9 protein-coding genes and 1 pseudogene are annotated in these 19,726 nt (G+C 42.7%); 3 read left to right on the forward strand and 7 right to left on the reverse strand.

All coding sequences use genetic code 11. From position 1 onward, the window contains the following. Positions 1-26 precede the first annotated feature (26 nt). Entirely contained in the window at positions 27-971 is a 945-nt protein-coding gene (locus BVU_RS02565; protein ID WP_005840736.1) for a FecR family protein, read from the reverse strand. A 73-nt stretch (positions 972-1,044) separates the two neighbouring features. Then, entirely contained in the window at positions 1,045-1,605 is a 561-nt protein-coding gene (locus BVU_RS02570; protein WP_011964776.1) for an RNA polymerase sigma-70 factor, read from the reverse strand. 203 nt (positions 1,606-1,808) lie between these two features. Between BVU_RS02570 and BVU_RS02575 the strand changes: the two are divergent. The 3 genes and pseudogenes from BVU_RS02575 to BVU_RS02585 all read left to right on the forward strand — a co-directional run bounded on the left by BVU_RS02575 (position 1,809) and on the right by BVU_RS02585 (position 9,472). Next, positions 1,809-4,323, forward strand: a pseudogene (locus tag BVU_RS02575) (helix-turn-helix domain-containing protein). Between the two features lie 511 nt (positions 4,324-4,834). Then, positions 4,835-7,906, forward strand: coding sequence for a SusC/RagA family TonB-linked outer membrane protein (locus tag BVU_RS02580; protein WP_041174394.1), 3,072 nt, complete (start codon positions 4,835-4,837; stop codon positions 7,904-7,906). Between the two features lie 12 nt (positions 7,907-7,918). Further along, positions 7,919-9,472 carry a RagB/SusD family nutrient uptake outer membrane protein gene (locus BVU_RS02585; protein WP_011964779.1) on the forward strand — a complete coding sequence of 518 codons (1,554 nt, stop codon included), beginning with the start codon at positions 7,919-7,921 and terminating at the stop codon, positions 9,470-9,472. Between the two features lie 119 nt (positions 9,473-9,591). Here BVU_RS02585 and BVU_RS02590 read toward each other — a convergent pair whose 3' ends face one another. The 5 genes from BVU_RS02590 to BVU_RS02610 all read right to left on the reverse strand — a co-directional run bounded on the left by BVU_RS02590 (position 9,592) and on the right by BVU_RS02610 (position 19,632). After that, positions 9,592-10,593 (reverse strand): glycoside hydrolase family 43 protein, encoded by a 1,002-nt coding sequence (locus tag BVU_RS02590; protein ID WP_011964780.1) that lies wholly within the window; start codon positions 10,591-10,593, stop codon positions 9,592-9,594. 324 nt (positions 10,594-10,917) lie between these two features. Further along, the gene (locus BVU_RS02595) at positions 10,918-12,060 is read right to left on the reverse strand and encodes a glycoside hydrolase family 43 protein (RefSeq protein ID WP_011964781.1); all 1,143 of its coding nucleotides are present in this window, start codon (positions 12,058-12,060) and stop codon (positions 10,918-10,920) included. A gap of 24 nt (positions 12,061-12,084) precedes the next feature. Continuing rightward, positions 12,085-14,541 (reverse strand): family 43 glycosylhydrolase, encoded by a 2,457-nt coding sequence (locus BVU_RS02600; RefSeq protein ID WP_011964782.1) that lies wholly within the window; start codon positions 14,539-14,541, stop codon positions 12,085-12,087. Between the two features lie 284 nt (positions 14,542-14,825). Beyond that, positions 14,826-16,517: a RagB/SusD family nutrient uptake outer membrane protein gene (locus BVU_RS02605; RefSeq protein ID WP_011964783.1), complete on the reverse strand. Its 1,692-nt coding sequence runs from the start codon at positions 16,515-16,517 to the stop codon at positions 14,826-14,828. A gap of 13 nt (positions 16,518-16,530) precedes the next feature. Then, positions 16,531-19,632 (reverse strand): SusC/RagA family TonB-linked outer membrane protein, encoded by a 3,102-nt coding sequence (locus BVU_RS02610; protein ID WP_011964784.1) that lies wholly within the window; start codon positions 19,630-19,632, stop codon positions 16,531-16,533. Positions 19,633-19,726 lie beyond the last annotated feature (94 nt).

Raw genomic sequence — 19,726 nt, forward strand, 5'->3', positions numbered from 1 at the left:
TCCATTTTAGAAGGTTAATACATTTCTTACTTTATATGAATGACGTCATTATCCCGATTTCTTTGATAAGTAAAGGCTACATCGTTTTGCAGAACACGCAGCGCATAGTCCAATCCATCAGAAATCCTGAATTTTCCAGTTAATGCAACCTTTGCTATTTCCTTTTTATCCATCTGTATGCTCAGATCATAATATTTCTCCAAATCTTTTATAATATCAGCAAAAGGTTTATTTCTAAAACAATATAACCCCTCTTTCCAACGATATACATTATAATCATCAATTTTACTCACCACCAATCGGCCGTCTATCAAAGTCGTTTTCTGATTGGGTACCAAGACGACGGAATTTTTGTCATCGTGAGGTAATTTTACCTTTACTTTGCCCTCCATCAAAGACGTTTCGAATATTTTTCGTGCTGAATAAGCTTCCACATTAAATTTTGTTCCCAATACTTCTACATCCAATGTACTTGTATGTACCACAAACGGACTCTTTTCATTATGAACCACCTCAAAGTAAGCCTCTCCATCTAATATCACCTCCCGTTTGCCTGTCATAAAAGAAACAGGATATTGCATTTTAGTTCCGGCATTCAGCCAAACGTTTGAACCATCAGGCAAATCGAGGTTCACACGCTGACCGGCCGGCACGGTAATGGTCTGCATCGCTAAATACATATCTTCATTATCTTTACCTATTGAAAATAATACAGCCGTCACACTCACCGTTATCACTATTACAGAAGCTATTTTCAGGAATTCCCTAATAAAATAGTTCCTCCTGTTCCTCATTCTCTGTATATCAGTCCGTCGGGAATGACCTGCAAGAATCATGGCATTAAACAGTTTGCGTTCCCTACGCAACAGCCCGGCATTCTCCTCAGAAGCATCAGCCCATTCTTTAACCACTTTCATATCTTCTAAAGAAGCATGACCTTCAAAAAAACGGTATAACAAATCCTTATCCATAAATACTTTTGTTTTACGTATTTATAGTAATAGCGGATGGGAAAGAACATTCCCTAGTGAAAAACTGTTTTTTTTAATGCAAATAGAAAAAAAGTAAGGATACCGGCAGATAATCCTTCAATGCAAGACGTAACGTCCTGGTAGCTTTCGATATATGAAATTCCACTCCCTTAGTTGTAATATCCAATAGTTCTGCTATTTCTTTATGGGATTTATTTTCATTACGACTCATCACAAAGATTTTCCGAGTCTGTTCGGGCAAAGCATCCAGTATCCTATCAACAATCTCCTGTATTTCCTTTGTAAAAACCTCATAGGGCTCGAAATCTTCCAAAGTCATGATTCTGCCCGACAATTCCCATGCATAGATTCGGGCTATTTCGTCAGAAGCATCCTGATAAACTTGTTGATGGCGCAAATAGTCAATACACTTATGCTTTATCGTGGTCAAGACATAAGCCGGAATATTAGTATCAGCAGACAAACGATCTTTGTTCTCCCAATAGTACATCATTGATTCCACAACAAAATCTTCGGCAACAGCTTCATCATGCACATAAGTACAGGCAAAGTGGACAAAACGTTGCTGGTAGTCTATAAAGAATTTATTAAATGCATTCAAATCAATGCTCATTGCCTATCAAACCGTATTAAATAAAAGGAGAATAATGGTACAAATATACACTTTTACTTTTAAAAGCAAATGAAAGCTACCTCAAATTTTATGCCTCCAACAACGATAGTAATCCACCAAACAAAGAAAATATTCCTCCAAAGTTTCCCCGCCTTAAATAAAAGCAGTAACTTTATCCAATAATATACTAACATTAGGAAATAATGAACAACCCAGAACTACAGCGTGCCTGGCAAATAATAGAGAATACTGGCACCCATCTCTTCCTCACCGGAAAAGCAGGAACCGGAAAAACAACCTTCCTACACAATCTGAAGAAAGAATCTCCCAAACGCACAGTCATAGTCGCCCCCACCGGAATAGCTGCCATCAATGCGGGAGGCGTTACCATCCACTCCTTTTTCCAACTGCCATTTGCACCTTTCATCCCCGATACCACGTTCAATACCGAACAAAAACATTTCCGGTTCAGCAAAGAAAAAATTAACATCATCCGAAGCATGGATCTGCTGATCATTGATGAAATAAGTATGGTGAGGGCAGATCTGCTGGATGCCATCGACTCCGTACTCCGCCGGTATCGGGACCGATACAAACCCTTTGGAGGCGTACAATTGCTGATGATTGGTGACCTGCAACAGCTTGCCCCCGTAGTGAAAGAAACGGAATGGAATATGCTGAGTCACTATTATGATACCTCCTATTTCTTCGGAAGCCGCGCCTTGAAAGAAACCACCTACGCCACCATCGAACTGAAACAAGTCTACCGCCAGAACGACCCCTATTTCCTTTCCTTGCTGAACAAAGTCCGGGAGAATAAAGCCGACGAACAGACACTCGCAGAATTGAACCAAAGATATATTCCCAATTTCCATCCTGTCAAAGAAAAAGGATATATCCAACTCACCACTCACAATTACCAAGCACAACAGATTAATGATCACGAGCTTTCACTCATCAAAGAACCGGTTTTCAGTTACAAGGCAGAAGTCACCGGAATTTTTCCTGAATATTCTTATCCTACAGATGAAACATTGATGCTGAAAAAAGGAGCGCAAATCATGTTCGTCAAAAATGACCCTTCCCCGGAAAAACGTTATTACAATGGTATGATTGGCGAAATCACTTCTATAGATGAGGATGGATTTACCGTCCGCACCAAAGAAAAGAATGAAAAAATCATTGTCCAACCCGAGGAATGGACAAACAGCAAATATGTGCTAAATGAAGAAACAAAGGAAATAACCGAGGAACAAGAAGGAGTCTTCAAGCAATACCCTGTAAAACTGGCATGGGGCATCACTATTCATAAAAGCCAAGGACTGACTTTTGAACACGCCATTATTGACGCCCGCTCCGCTTTCGCCCACGGACAGGCATACGTTGCCCTGAGCCGATGCAAAACATTGGAAGGGATGGTTCTCAGTTCCCCACTTTCCGTCAACGCCATTATCAACGATACAATAATCGATGACTATAATCAGTATATAGAAACACATACCCCCAATGAAGAATTACTCCATGCCATGCAACAAACTTATTTTCTCAATCTCGTTAGCGAGCTATTCGATTTCTCACCGATAGCCCGTTCATTCAATGAGCAAGCCCGACTGATTGACGAACATTTCTACAAGCTCTTCCCTCAGTTACTGGCAGAATATAAAAAGCAGATACAAATATTTACTACTGAGATAGTGGATGTATCCTATCGTTTTCACAAACAATATGAACGTCTGGTAACACAATCTACTGATTATAATACGAATAACGACCTACAAATACGCATCATAAAAGGAGCCGCCTATTTTGAACAAAAACTACGCCCTTTCCATAAACTGGCTGAAGCGACCAATCTTCCCACGGACAATAAAGAACTAAGAAAGAAAACGAACAACACCTTGGAAGAGTTCTTAAACACTTTGACACAGAAACTTTCCTTGCTACAATATGTAGAAGATAATGGTTTTCACGCCAGTGACTATCTACGTAAAAAAGCGTATATCCTTTTAAGCGAAACCGATAATAAAAACTCCTCAGGTACAACGGCACACGACAGAAAAGAGCGCACCCCCAGAGAACGCGTATCCAGAGAACGGAAGAGAATTGAAGTTCCCAACGACATACTCCATCCAGAACTTTATCGGAAAATCACCGAATGGCGTGGAACTAAAGCAAAAGAAACCGGTATGCCGGCCTATGTCATTATCCAGCAAAAAGCTCTGTTGGGAATGGTCAATCTATTGCCTAATGATGCAGAATCATTGGAAGCTGTCCCTTATTTCGGACGTAAGGGGGTAGAGAATTATGGTTTGGAACTTCTGGGAATTATCCGGAATTATATGAAAGAACAAAATCTGCAACGCCCTGAAATAAGAACCGTATTTGTTCCCCGGGAAAATAAAAAAAAATAAAGAAGACACCAAAAAGGTCAGTTTCAGATTATTTAAAGAAGGGATGAAGGTAAAGGAAATCGCTGAATTCCGGGAATTGACTACCGGTACCATCAGCAACCACCTTTTACACTATGTCCGGACCGGAGATATCAAACTACAAGAATTAGTCGACCAAGAAAAAATAAATTATATTACAGCTCATCTCCAGAAATTCTCCTCTCTGCCACAAGGAGTGAAGGAAATAAAAGAAAAGTTAGGCGAATATACTTCTTACGATGAAATACGTTTTGTCTTTGAAGCATATAAAAAACATATACCGGCATAAATTTCACTCATATTGAAGTTGCAAAAAGTAAGTGCACTTCATGAAACAAGTAAGTATACTTAAAATGACGAAGTAAGTACACTTACTTGTTTTGCTACATAAAAGTGACTATCCGGATGAGAAAGATGATAAGGAGATTTGTGAATAGATGAAATAATAGTGAATGGTTAACAAGAAAAAGGAGGGGAAAGGAAGAGTCTTTCATAAACCGATTAGGAAAAATGATCCTTGAAACTGATATTTAACATCTTTATCTCATTGAATCATGTTATTTGTTTTTTTGAGCAATATGCGATATTCCATTTATAAGGAACGTACAAAATAACATGCATTCTCTCTTAAAATCGCCACCATGAGTGTTTCATAGCCTGTAATTTATTAAGAATAACAAAAAAAAATAAAAGAAAAGATAGCGTTATATTCTTATAAAATAATACATTTGCAGCAACTGAAATAGAAAGGGAATAAGATCCCTAAACCAAACTATTTACTAATTTAACCTTATTAATCTATGCAATTCTACCAGAAAAGAAGGGAAAATTGTGTAAAGACACACGTAATTTTGAAAAAAGCCTCTTTTTATGCGTGTCTTACACTATTTGCCGGAATGGCTTTCCCAATGCCTTTGTGGGCTTCGCAGTCAACTGCCATCGTGCAACAGCATGTCAAACAAATTACGGGTATCGTAAATGATACAAGCGGAGCTCCTGTAATCGGTGCCAATGTAGTAGAAGTGGGAAGCACCAACGGTACTATTACAGATGTGGATGGCAAATTCACATTAAATGTATCCGTAGGGGCTAAACTGAAAGTTTCGTATATCGGTTACAACGACCAACAAATTACCGTAGGCAACAGCAACAGTTACACCATTATCTTGAAAGAAGATACAGAATCTTTAGATGAAGTGGTAGTAGTAGGATACGGTACTCAAAAAAAAGTAAATCTGACAGGTTCTGTGGCAACCATCTCATCCGATAAGCTAGTCAACCGCACCAGTGCCAATGTCACCAACATGCTGGCAGGACAAATGCCAGGTGTCACCATTATCCAAAATACCGGCCAGCCGGGAGCTGATGCCGGAGTACTGCGTGTGCGTGGTCTAGGAACTATGGGAGATGCCAGTGCCATGGTTGTGGTGGATGGTGTAGAATCTACCATGAGCAGCGTGGACCCCAACGATATTGAAAACATCTCTATATTAAAAGATGCAGCCGCCTCAGCCATTTATGGTGTACGTGCTGCCAATGGCGTTATCCTTATCACAACCAAAAAGGGAACCAAAGGACGTACCATTGTATCATACGATGGATATGTAGGCTGGCAAAGTGCCTCACGTATGCCCAAATTTTTGGATTCTTACAATTATGCAGTGCTGATGAATGAAGCTTACACCAATGACGGTTTGAAAGGTCCGTATGACGAAACAGCCCTACAAAAGTTCAAAGACGGAAGTGATCCCGACTTTTATCCCAATTCCGACTGGCTGGGTACGCTATTAAGTGAAAACGGCCTGTTCAACAACCATCACTTGAGTATCAAAGGCGGTGGAGACAAAGTAACTTACTCGCTGGCATTCAACTATCATGATAAAGACGGATTGATAGTCAATACCAACTACAACAAGTTCAATGTACGTGCCAACATTGACGCTCAGATAAACAGTCGTCTGAAACTGACTACAAATATGGCGGTATACCGCAGTAATATGACTGCTCCGGCGGCAGGTATCAGCAACCTGATGCACTATGCTTTCCGTGAGACTCCGGTTACTCCCATCCAATTGAGCAACGGCAACTATGCTTTATTCAAAAACGAGCACAACTCCGTAGCCTATGCACGTGAAGGAGGAACCTACAAAGAGATAAACAGCAATTTCCAAGGTAACGTAGGAATGGAACTGGACATCATAGACGGACTGAAACTGAGAGGAGTCGCCGCCTCGACTTTCAACCTGACCGACAATCCCACCCACGTAAATACCATGACATTCTATCAGGCAGGTTCAGACACACCGGTAAAGAAAACCACTAACTCCATCACAGAATATGACATCAAAAGTATGGAACTGAACTTGCAAGCTTATCTGGACTATAATAAAACCTTCGGCAAACACACAATAGGAGCCTTATTAGGTTACTCACAAATTTATAAACAGACACGCTATCTGCAAGCTTACCGTAAGAACCTGCCCAACTCCAACTCACTGGACCAGATCAACGCCGGTGAAGTGACAGGACAGACAACATACGGTACAGAAATAGAATACGCCCTCCGCTCAGCTTTCGGACGCGTGAATTATTCATACGATGACCGCTATCTGCTAGAAGCCAACCTGCGTTATGACGGCACTTCACGCTTCCCCAAGAACAACCGCTTCGGCGCATTCCCCTCTTTCTCCATCGGATGGAGAATATCGGAAGAAGAGTTCTTCAAAGCCGATTGGGTGGATAATTTGAAACTACGTGCATCATGGGGATTGCTAGGTAATCAGGAAACCGTAAACTCGGACAACAGTTCTAACTATTATCCGTATCAGAACACCTATCTGTTCGGTTATGACTATAGTTTCGGCAACACTTTGACTCCGGGTATTTCCATTTCCAACCCGATGGCTAACCAAGATATTACGTGGGAGAAAACCGATCAATGGAACGTAGGTGTGGACGCCGCTTTTTTGGGCAATAAACTGACATTGGGCGCAGACTGGTTCCGCAAGGAAACACGGGACATATTACTGCAACTTCCAGTTCCCAACATGATGGGAGTCAGCGCTCCGATGCAAAATGCCGGCGTAGTGCGTAATACCGGTATCGAACTGCAACTGGGACATAACAACCGTATCAATGATTGGAGCTATTCTATCGGAGCCAATTTCAGCTATGTAACTACCAAAATCATGGATTTGAAAGGCGGTGACACACCGGGGCAATCCGTAGGCGACCCACTGTGGGCATATTACGGCTACGTATGCGACGGCATCTTCCAAAACGAAGAAGAGATCAAGAATCATCCTACACAGAGCATGGGTACTCCGGTTCCGGGTGACTTAAAATACCGTGACCTGAACGGAGACAAAGTAGTAGACAGCAAAGACCGGCAAGTATTGGGTTCTTACTTCCCGAAAATCAACTTCGGTCTGAATCTTTCAGTTCAATATAAAGACTTCGACCTAAGTGCACTGCTGCAAGGTGCAGCTGATGTAAAGAGTGCTCCTGTAGCCGAAATCAGATATGCCTTCTACAATGGCGGTAAAGTAACGGAACAGCATCTGGACCGTTGGACTCCGGAAAACCCGAATGCCACTTATCCCCGATTATCCATGAGTGACTCCAAAAACCGCGTGACTTCCAGTTTCTGGATGCAGGATGCCTCTTATGCCAAGCTGAGAAACCTGCAAGTAGGTTACAGCCTGCCCAAACAGCTGATATCCAAATACGGAATCAGCCGTTTGAGAGTGTATTGCAGTATCGACAATCTCTTTATGATTTCCGGCTTCGACGGTGTAGACCCCGAAGCCATCAGCGGCAACTATTATCCATTGACCCGAAATTATTCCTTCGGTCTGAATGTAACATTCTAAACACTGACAACTATGAGACTAAAATATAACTTTATAGGATTAATATTGGCATGCGGCCTTGGTCTGAGCTCTTGCAATGACAGTTTTCTGGACAGAAATCCTAAAGACCAATTATCCGATGCATCTTTCTGGAAAAACGCAGAAGATGCCCAGAAATTTGCAACCGGAATTTTTCTGTATCTGATAGAACCGGAAAACCATACTATCATGACAGACTGCTACACAGATAATGCTATTCCTGTACATGTCACAGCCGAACAGGGACAGTTGTCTGCTGGTACGGCAACTTCCAGCAACCCACATTTCCTACAATTATGGAAAAATGCCTATCAATGCATCCGCAGATGCCTGGTATTTTACGAGCATATAGGCGATGTGCCGATGGATGAAAAAGAAAAAGCGCAACTGACAGCCGAAGTACAGTTTCTCGAAGCTTTCTCATACGCTAACATATTAAAATATATGGGTGGCGCCTCCCTGCTGGATCATCCGTTGGAACTGAACGAGAAACTTCCTTCACGCAGTTCTGAAGAGGAGACTTATAATCATATAGTAGGATTATTGGATAAAGCAGCAGCCAGCTTGCCCGATATCCGCAGCAACAGTGACCACGGAAAACCGAGTGCCGGAGCCTGCTACGCACTGAAAGCCAGAGTTGCTTTCTACGCACACAAATATGATGTGGCGGAAGCTGCCGCACGCAAAGTAATGGGCATGAATGTGTATGGACTGTATGATAACTATGGTGACTTGTTCCAACCTGTAGCAGAGTTATGTAACGAAATCATCTTTGATCGCGAATATCTGGAAAACCCGAAAAACTCTAATGAAGGCAGTTATATAGGACAGTTCTTCGCTCCCGTCATGATGGGAGGATGGGAAGCTTTATCACCTACTCAAGACTTGATAGACTCCTATCCATGCAAAGATGGCAAATCAATCAAAGAGTCTCCTTTCTATAATCCGGAAGACCCGTTTGCCGACCGTGACCCCCGTCTAGGCTTCTCAGTACTGTGGAACGGGTCACAAATAGCAGGAAAGACTTTCAACCTGAACAATATGGGAGATGGCAGCCATACCCGTACAGGATATAGCATGAAAAAGTATATCAATCCGGACAATGACGGTATCAATAATTATGACTGGACCAACTTTATCTATATCCGCTATGCAGAAGTGCTGCTGACCTTCGCCGAGGCTCGTAACGAAAATCTGTCTGCTCCGGATACGGAAGTATATGATGCGGTCAATCAAATCCGTCAGCGTCCCAGCGTAAATCTTCCTCCTCTGCCTTCCGGCTTGTCCAAAGATCAAATGCGCGAAGCTATCCGTTTGGAACGTCGTTTGGAATTTGCTTTCGAGGGAATGCACCTGTTTGATACCCGTAGCTATAAAACAACTGAAAAGGATGTTACTAAACCAGTATACGGGGTAAATGCAAAAGGAGAAAGCATTTTTATTGAAACCCGCAAGTTCAATACCAACCGTGACTATCTGTGGGCTATCCCCTTGGAAGAGGTAGACCTGGCTCAGGGTGCACTGAAACAGAATCCGGGTTGGGATTAACCCGGTCATTTATTTGGAGGGACAGACTCATAAAGCTGTCCTTCCAACTCTTTCTACACATCTCTTTTCATTGAAAGCAAAAGTAATTACCTTTCCTCTCGAAAAAAGATAAAGCACTTTCAAGGAATATATGGTTTTCCCACCACCAATTTATCTCCGGAAAAATCGACTTCAAACAAGCGAGGAGTACGAATATAACGTCCGTTTACATCCTTATGACTATGTACAGACATCAACCATTTACCGTCCAAGGTCTGAAACAACATCCCATGACCGAAATTGGGAGGAGTAATCGGGTCTTTCTCCTGTATCCATGGTCCATCCAAGGTTCCGCTTTCAGAATAAGCCACTCCCTGAGTGTACACATTATAAATCCAACTAGTCCAAATCATACCGAGTCTACCTGTTCCTGTACGGAATAGATACGGACCGTCAGTGACTTTATTCGGTTTGTCCTTGCCATCCGCATCTTTTTCACGGCTCCACGGCGATTCGCTGGCACGGAACAGCAATTTCCCTTCGCCTATGGTTCCACTTAAGTCAGGCTTCAGTTCTATTTTCTCTATCGTACCGTCCAAGGCTTGCAACCATTCATAACAATATACCATATAAGGCTTTCCGTCCTTATCCACCCAGAAAGTCCCATCCAAGGTTAGTTTATCAGCAGGCAGGTAAGTGGAATCCTTCATCGGAACGTAAGGTCCGTCCGGGTTATCGCTCACCAAAACATGACTGGCACGGCGCTCTATTACATTCCCTTGTACCGTATCAATCTTCACCGCCTGATTGGTGAAAGTGGCAAAATAATAATACTTGCCCTTATACGGATGTAACTCGGCAGCCCAAATCATTGGTTTCGGTCCCATCCACGAACCGGAATCAGTCTTTGCCACATGAAACGGTCCTTCCCAAAGTTTCAAATCCTTGCTTTTCCAAAGCATACCGCCGGTTCCGGTCATATAATACATAGCCGTCTTCCTGTCTGCCAAAATGCAAGGGTCACTCAGTACAATAGAATCCAAAGGCACTTCCTTCCGTCTTTCCTGCTGACGTTCTTGGCAAGCAGACACCAGCCACGAAAGAGAAAAACCTAACAACAAAAACAATCCAATCTTTTTCATGCATATTCTATTTTAAGTTTCACAAATTCGACATTACAAATATACGAACCTAGAAAGGTAATGAAAACAGAAAGGCACATTTCCTCACGAAATATGCCTTCAATTCTAACTTAACCTAACCTAAAATTCTATTATCACATCACAGTATGTTAACCTTCTTCCTAAAAACCTATCTTTAATACCTATTATCTCTTTTTACCGATAGCAAAGATAAAAAATCTGATTGACAACCATAGGGGTAAAATCGAGCAAGATGGATGCAATAATCAGTCAAGAACAGACTATTGCACTATTTTCCATCCTTCAGACTATTTTCAACAGGGATTACTGAAAGAAATCCAGTGTCCAGTTGTCCATCCACTCCACGTATGGAATTCCTTCCTTGAATTGAACAGGTAACCAAATGTAACGGGCATCACTGGGATGCTCCGGACGCCAGATATCCGCCATAAATATAAAGGCGTCTTTCTTCCCCCCCACTTTCAGAATATAAGTGCTCTGTCCGCCAAACGTAAGTTCCGACTTAGGTCCCACACAAGGGTTGGGATGCTGAGACCACGGTCCGAAGATGGAAGAAGACGAGAACATACGAGCCTCATTGGGAGCCCAACCGGTACAACCGGAAGTGATCATCCAGTAGGTTCCGTCTTTTTTGAAGATAGCAGGTGCCTCATTGTGTCCTGCCGGAGCCACACGCACATAATTCCCTGTGTGTGAAAGATAGTCATCGCTCAATTCCGCTATTTGGAGTGTGAGGTTTTCTTCGGAAGAGTAAATATGGTAGGCTTTACCATCCTCATCTACATAAAGAGTCATATCGCGAGACATCTGTCCGCCATCCAAATCACGCTTTACTATCAAGCCTTTGTTCACAGCATCCGTCCATTCGGGAGTCCACCATTTTTCATAATTCTTGGCATTCAGAGTATCCAGCACTGCAACAGCCTGTCCGTCCATATCAACAGGCAGCTTACCAGCATTGACACGTCCCGAACGGATGAAACGGTAAGGACCGGCAGGAGTATCACTGACTGCTACCCCGGCACGGGCGGCTGCATAACCTTTTCCTTTCAATTCCAGATGGAACCACATCACAAACTTCCCTGTTTTCGCATTATATATCACTTTAGGACGTTCCAATATACATCCACGCGCTATGTCGCTGCTGTCGTTATCAACAACAGAAAGCGCTACGCCTTCGTTCTTCCAGTCAGTAAGATTCCGAGAAGAATAGCACATTACTCCCACCATGGCACTGCTGGTAGTATCGCATTTATTCTCACCGAACCAATAGTATGTTCCATCATGGTACATTACTCCGCCCCCATGGGCATTGATATGCTCTCCGTTGTTATCAGGCCATATCTCACCTGAACGAATGGGTTGCAACGGTTCATTGCTGCATCCGCAAAAGAAAATCAAAGCTGTGCACAACTCACACAAGCTGTTTCTCAGTTTACTCATCATGAATTATTTTATATAAAATGTTTCTTATTCAGATGGAAGCAAAGCATCGTAAGACATCCCCCAATGTTCTGCCAGGCGTTCCGCTTCCTGGCGGGTAAGATGAATGATTGCCCCATGTTTGGGAGAAGTAAAGTTAGTAGTCCTCATCACTCCTTGGTTAAACTGTCCCAAAGGAGTGAAATGTACGAAGTCGGAAGTTTCACTGAATCCGAAATTATGAACCTTCTGCCCGTACACATCATACATCAACACCCATCTATCCTCACCAATGCGTTTCCACAAGTTCGGAGCTTCGCACGCCGTGGGTTCAGGATCATACCAACGGGCATTATACTCGTAATCACTGTTTACCCTATCCGAAACAGCCTGCTTGATACCGGCGCCCCCATCGTGCGAAACGTAAAACATGTGATATTTATCTTCTATACGGGTAATATCCGCATCGATAGCAGAAATCTTCTCATCGGGATATTGAAAAAGAAGCTGAGGTAAAGTTTCCAACTTATCAAAGTCGTCATTGACATATACATAATAAAGTTTGTTCGCTTCATTCTTAAAGCGCATGGTGAAATACATCATCAACTTTCCTTTTTTATCATCATAGGTCACTTCAGGAGCCCAAGCGCAACCTACCTCACTGTAAGCAGCAGATAATTTGTCAAAGCGCAGATTAGTACGCTTCCAGTGAATCAGATCCCAAGATTTCATCAATACCAGCCCCCGGTTGTTACCCCATCCGTACTCTTTTCCATCGCGTTCCCATTCTGTATCACGATATCCGTCACGCTGCGCATAAATATGCAAATCGGTCATCGACAGATAGAATGCTCCATCCGGACCACGGAAGATATGCGGATCGCGGATACCTTTCTGTTCAGCTATCGTATCTCCGGCTATGACGGGCTTTCCTTCGTTCAAGGCGGTAAAAGTGTAGCCGTCGGGACTGATTGCCATGTGAAGTCCATGGTCCTCGTCTTTGTGGAAGACCATCAGATAGGCGCTCATATCTTTCTCTCGCGGAACTGCATTCCGATAACGGAAGCGGCTGAAACCCGAACTTCCTTTTCCAGCGGAAAACAGACCAACACGCAAAGCATAAAAACCACCATAATTATTGTGATGCAAGGAGGAAACATCCATATCACTGGCAAGGACAGTCCATTCTTCCCCGTCTTTACTCACCTCGACGGACAGACGGTTACCGCAATTGTGCAGTCTGGCAAAGAAATGTTTCCCAATACGATTGGGAAGTTCCGTCTTGTGCTCCGCATTCCGGTAAATATAGAATCTCTTTCCATCGGAAACGACTCCGGCATAAGCCTTTTCATTATAATACAGGATAAGCCCGGCCACATTTCCATTCCCTGTCCGGATTTCCACTTGTGTTTCGTAATTTTTGTCTTCAGCGGTGGTCAACAACACCCGTCCGTCGGCAGGAGTCCGACCTTTGGCCTTCATCCATAAGATATCCTCCTTGAAAGTCAGGGATTTGGGAGCATATTCTTTCCAAAAAGTCCACTGAAGTCCCAATTGAGGACCTTTGAAATCATCGGACAGTTCCAATCCATGTTTGATTTCCTGCTCCGGAGTGACAGGGGTAGCGGCAGATACGGTACGATACCAGCCGTCTTCCGTCCATTCTATCGGTTCAATCAAGGTGGAGCGTCCTAATGTATGATAGCCATTGGCATATGCATGATAAACAATCCACCAGTTGCCGTTCACATCATCTATCAACGTGCCGTGGCCTTTAGACCACCAACTATCCGTTGCACTATATGTATGCACAATGGGATTGTAAGGTGAATTCTCCCAGGGGCCGGTCACACTTTTTGAACGGGCTGATACAACCATGTGGCTGGTTGCGGGTCCTGCGGTTCCTCCTTGAGCAGAAGTGAGATAATAGTAGCCATTGTGTTCATTCAGTTTCGGGGACTCCAGACACATGCATTCCGTATCCCAATGATCAGGATATTTCCATCCGTCATATACTTTCTTCTTCTCCCCAACGGTAGCAAGTCCGTCTTCTGTTAACCGGATCACCTCCCCTTTATCCACATAAAGATAGCGATTTCCCTCCCTATCCACGACATGACCAGGGTCAATTCCTCCTACCTTCAAGTCTACGGGAAGACTCCACGGCCCACGAATATCTTTCGCCCACATCACCCAATTGGTTCCTGCGGCAGGATAATAAATATAATAAGTATCTTTGTATTTCAACAAATCAGGTGCCATGGCAGAGCCTTCATATTGAGGCATGACACGACATAACGGCTCCCAGTTCATTAAATCCTGCGAGTGCCAGATTAAGAATCCGGGAGCGTAATAGAAAGGAGAATGAGTCATGTAGTAATCCTTGCCGTCACGCATAATGGAAGGGTCAGGATAATCACCCGGAAGAATCACTTTAGGATAAGTCTGTGCATTCATCTGCAAAAATGACAAAAGCAATAAAAGAGATAATAAAAGTCGCATCATAGTATTTTATGGGGTTATTCATTACCTGTCATCGAGTTCCAACCCGATACAGCTGTTTTTTATTCCTCAAAAATACATATTCTGCTAATAAAAAAGGGGGTATAATTCGTGCAAAATAGGACAGAAATCAGCCAAAAGCCGCTTTTTATTCTTTCTAAAGAAATAAATCACGTCGGATTTACCAAACTAGAGGAAATAAAATAAGGGCACTCTCTTTAAGAGATATGCCCTTCATGCTCTTTCAATATTTTATATATCTATCTTCTTACTTATATCCGACAGAATCAATAACCCGGATTCTGTTTCAAATCTCCGTCTTTGTTCAATTGAATCTCGGTGAGAGGTATCGGAAGCAGTGTATGGATATTGGCATCAAAACCTGTAATCACCTTATTGCTTGGTGCGGCAGGTTCCATATCCCCATTCAGTTTGATACGTTCGGCCAACGTATTGGTCCGGACTAAAGTCATACGACGGTTCTCCTCACTAATCAATTCACGGGCACGTTCATCCAAAATGAAGTCAATGTCAATCTGATCAGCCGTTACTTTACCAGCACCCGGAGCCACCGCACGATAGTCTTTAAAGGCACGGTCGCGCAACACATTGATGTCATCAGCCGCCCCCTGTGTATTCCCCTGACGGAAACGAGCCTCTGCACGGAGCAAGTAAGTTTCTCCCAAACGCATCACAGGCCAGTCCTTCACTACAGCATAACCAAAATCATCGGTTTCATCATAAGCCCCCCATTTAGTGGGATGAGGATAAAATACGTTCAATGAATCTCCCTCGTGAGGGATGACCTGGTCGCCCGTTTTTAATGTCACATTTCTTATACCTTTGTCTTTATCCACCAAGAACCCTTTAGCATCAATACCAACTTCTTTTGAAAAACCGGGCTTGTTATACCACATTACACGACGGATATTATAATTAGAATTACGGATATCACCTTTCTCATACAATCCGTATTTCACAAAATTGCTGATACGCAAACGGCCATTACCACGACCGCCTATGGAATCCGCATTCACCATACCATCCAGTTTATGGAAAGCAGGAACCCAGTTACGACGTTGTTGCGGATTATCAATTGTACCGCCATTCACATCACGGTTATACTCCATTTCGAAAGTCCAGATAGCCTCCATATTCCCCTGTGAACGACGCTGATTCCCCCAACGGAACATATCATGATAATAATCACCCGGCTCGGCCGCATATTTACCATATCTTGCTGAAATCAGTTCATATTTACCACCTGTTATAATAGGCGTCACCGCATCTTCCGCCTTCTTGAAATAGGAAGCATCACGCATACCCATCCGAAGATAGGCTTCTCCTGCCAACTGTCTTGCCATGTCCTGATTTATACGGCTTTCATTTTTGGCAGCTCCCACTACCGGAAGATTAGACATGGCATAAACCAAGTCAGAATCAATGACTCCATCCACCTCGGCAACCGCATTACGGGTATAATCTGTACGCGGAATACTAGTAGATTCTGTCACTAAAGGTACATCTCCCCATAATGTCACCAACATATTGTATGCATAAGCACGAAAAAACATGGCTTCGGCTGTTGCCGCCGCATCACCGCCTTCAGCTTGTGAAGCGATAATCTGATTCGCACTATTAATGAGCTCATATAATTTTTCCCAAAGGAAACTTACCCCTGCATTCTCTGCATTCAATTCCTGATATCTGTAAAAAGGAACCTCTACCCCCTGAGTGTCACCGGGAGCACCTACATCCGTACCTACCTGCCAGCATCCTACAAATCCCTGCTGACTGGACATTCCCCATATAGCAGCATATTGACGGTGCAGACCTACCAATTTCGCATTTACATCTGATACTTCCGGACCATAACTAGAGTACATTTTCTCATCCAGAAAACTATCGCTGCATGATGTAGTTCCAATAACAAATGCCGATGCAGCAAAAGTTGTTAATAATATATTTCTAAATTTCATAGTTCTTTGTTTTTTAGAATGTTAAATTAACTCCAAATACACAACTCTTAGTCATCGGGTAGTTACTGCTGTCATATACAGTTTCACCTCTTGTACTATCCCATGAACTATTACCACGAGCTACCTGACGAGCTTCAGGATCCCAACCTACCCAATCCGTGAAAGTAAACAGGTTACGTCCGCTCACATAAAGCTGCAAACCACCGATACCCATCTTCTGAATCATGCGCTGTGGGAAAGTATAACTTAATGTGATGTCTTTGATACGTGTATAACTGGCATCACAAGGGAAACCATATCCATGTTTGTTTGAGTTCTTACGCAATGAACGCCATTCGTTACTCTTGTTTTCCGGAGTCCAATAACCTATTTCAGTAGTGGTATTACGACGTCCCATTTCATCACCTGCCATACCGATCAATGAATTGTTCTTTTTCAATCCTTGTGTAGTCTGGATAAAGATACTCAATGTAAAATCCTTATAAGTGAACGTATTCGTCAGACCACCAATCCATTTCGGTGTTGTCTGCCCTTTGATGGTACGGTCATTGTCATCAATCTTGCCATCAGGTACTCCGTCAGGGCCACTGATATCCGCCAACTTCACATCACCAGCTTCTGCAATCGGGTCCCAATTCAAATGGTCGCCACGGGCTATCTCATCTTCCTGCCAGATTCCAACCATTGTATAATCATAAATCACGCCTATCGGATGTCCAAGGAACCAACGGTTACCCAAGTCGTTCTGTCCGTCTCCATAAAGGTCTTTTATCTCATTCTTATTCCATGAAAATACCAAATTGGAACTCCAGGTAAAATCGCCTGAAACAATATTACGGGAATTCAGTGTCAATTCCACACCTTTATTAGCTGTTTCACCCATATTGGAGTACACGGTATTGTAACCAGTTACTTTAGGTAAATTACGTTTCAGAAGCAAATCGTTGGTCTTTGAGAAATAGACATCAATATTACCTGTCAAACGGTTATTCCAAAGTCCGAAGTCCAGACCGACATTGAAACTCTTTGTGGTTTCCCAAGTCAGATCCGCATTCCCCATCAAATCATTGGGCCATAAACCTGCATTCGAAGCTCCGCCTAAAGCCAACATGCCTGAATCCATCTTCACACGTGACTGATATACTCCGATGGCCTCATTACCCGCTTTACCATAAGACGCACGCAGCTTTAATGTGTTCAACCAATTACTGGAAGATTCCATAAATGATTCACGGGCAATATTCCAACCTAAAGCGACAGAAGGGAATACACCGTATTTGTTATTATCACCGAAAACAGAAGAACCGTCCCGACGCACTGTAAATGTAAACAAGTAACGGCTGTCATAAGAATAATTAATTCGTCCCATTTGTGAAACAGTAGTATAAAGGTCGGTATATGAAGCTACGCTAGGTGTTTCCGCACTACCCATGTTATGCCACTGCTGGTCGTCATTAATAAATTTGCTGGCCATAGCTTGCGAACGTTGATATTTCTTACGTGAAGCGGCATACAAAGCTGTCAAATCCAAATGATGCTTTCCTAAATCACGATTATAAGCAAGGATATTCTCTATGGTATAACTTTGTGTTTCTTCATTCTTTATTTCAGCATAACCGGTCTTATTATTCACCGACTTACCTTCATAATTATTATAACGTTTGGGCATATATGCATAACCACCATTGAATTTATAGGTCAATCCTTTAAGAGGAGAAATCAACTTTCCGAAATCAATCTCGGCATAACCGTTTATATTGATATTCCACTGACGACGCTCGGGATTAGTAGTAGTCCACATCAACGGATTGGTAAACAAAGTTTCACTGTACATCGGATTAATGCAATAGCTGCCGTCTTCTTCATACATTTTTGCATAAGGAGACATAGCCTCAGCCATCAGAAAGTTAACACGTCCACCGTCACGGTTATGAGATACTATATAGGAATTAGTTCCCACCTTCATATAATCAGTCACATTCATATCAATATTCGTACGAATAGAGTAACGTTTGTAGTTGAACCCTTTCAACACACCTTTCTGACTCATATAGTCGGCAGAAACGTAATACTTCACATTATCCGCCCCACCGCCGATACTTACGTTATGGTCTTGGATGATACCAGTTTGCGATACAGCATCAATCCAATCATTCTCTATACCATTGGCCTGATTTTCCGCTTCGTATGCATTCTTCACATAATCATTGTACATGGTTTCTCCGGGGTTCTGTGACACATAATCTCTATAACGTTGAGTGATTTGCGCACCATCACAGAAATCTAGTTTATGAGAAAAATCCTCCACTCCGAAATATCCGTTATAACGAATAGTCGGCTTGCCGGAAGTACCACGCTTAGTAGTAATCAAAATAACACCATTCGCACCGTTTGTACCATAAATGGCAGTGGCCGAAGCATCCTTCAAAATTTCCATGGATTCAATATCATTCGGATTGATATCATTCAATGTACCTCCCGACTTGCTGATAGGCACACCGTCCACAACAATATATGGCCCGGAATTAGCATTGATGGAATTCTGACCACGCACCAAAGCATCCGGTGCATCGCCCGGAATGGAAGATGTTTGTGTAATAGTAACACCTGCCGCCGCACCTTGAACAGCTTGTAATACATTCGTCACCGGAAGTTTTCCCAGACGCTCCTTCCCTACTGAAGTAACAGAACCGGTCACATCTGATTTCTTCTGCACACCATAACCGACTACCACCACTTCCTCCAACGTTTCTGTATCCTCTTGCAAAATAATGTTAAGTGATTTTCCCGGAATAACTTTCATCTCTTGATTCTTATATCCTATATAAGAAATAACCAATGTAGCTCCTGGAGCCACATTCAATGTAAAATTACCATCGAAATCAGTAATTGTACCATTGGTAGTACCTTTCTCTAAAATACTGGCACCAATAACCGGTTCCCCTACCGGATCTTTAATCGTACCTGATACGGATTGTTTCTGTTGCTGGACAGTTTGTACGGCAGTTACAATTTCTTCGGCCATCACACTGAACGGCTGAGTCGCAACGAAACCTGTGCAAAGCAATAAGGCTGTCAAAGCCTTTCGATTTTTTAAGAACGAGTTTGATTTCATCGTTTTTCTTTTATTAGATTATTACAAGGTGATTAATTATTCACTTTATCACTAGAAGATTTTTTTCCTAAAAGACATCCTCTTCGATAAAATT

It is taken from the genome of Phocaeicola vulgatus ATCC 8482 (genome assembly GCF_000012825.1).
GTDB lineage: Bacteria > Bacteroidota > Bacteroidia > Bacteroidales > Bacteroidaceae > Phocaeicola > Phocaeicola vulgatus.

What these genes read in the sequence shown, in the direction of transcription:
- BVU_RS02595 (WP_011964781.1), bottom strand. Translation starts at nt 12,060, where the DNA reads ATGATGAGTAAACTGAGAAACAGCTTGTGTGAGTTGTGCACAGCTTTG.
- BVU_RS02610 (WP_011964784.1), bottom strand. Translation starts at nt 19,632, where the DNA reads ATGAAATCAAACTCGTTCTTAAAAAATCGAAAGGCTTTGACAGCCTTA.
- BVU_RS02570 (WP_011964776.1), bottom strand. Translation starts at nt 1,605, where the DNA reads ATGAGCATTGATTTGAATGCATTTAATAAATTCTTTATAGACTACCAG.
- BVU_RS02565 (WP_005840736.1), bottom strand. Translation starts at nt 971, where the DNA reads ATGGATAAGGATTTGTTATACCGTTTTTTTGAAGGTCATGCTTCTTTA.
- BVU_RS02590 (WP_011964780.1), bottom strand. Translation starts at nt 10,593, where the DNA reads ATGAAAAAGATTGGATTGTTTTTGTTGTTAGGTTTTTCTCTTTCGTGG.
- BVU_RS02600 (WP_011964782.1), bottom strand. Translation starts at nt 14,541, where the DNA reads ATGATGCGACTTTTATTATCTCTTTTATTGCTTTTGTCATTTTTGCAG.
- BVU_RS02585 (WP_011964779.1), top strand. Translation starts at nt 7,919, where the DNA reads ATGAGACTAAAATATAACTTTATAGGATTAATATTGGCATGCGGCCTT.
- BVU_RS02580 (WP_041174394.1), top strand. Translation starts at nt 4,835, where the DNA reads ATGCAATTCTACCAGAAAAGAAGGGAAAATTGTGTAAAGACACACGTA.
- BVU_RS02605 (WP_011964783.1), bottom strand. Translation starts at nt 16,517, where the DNA reads ATGAAATTTAGAAATATATTATTAACAACTTTTGCTGCATCGGCATTT.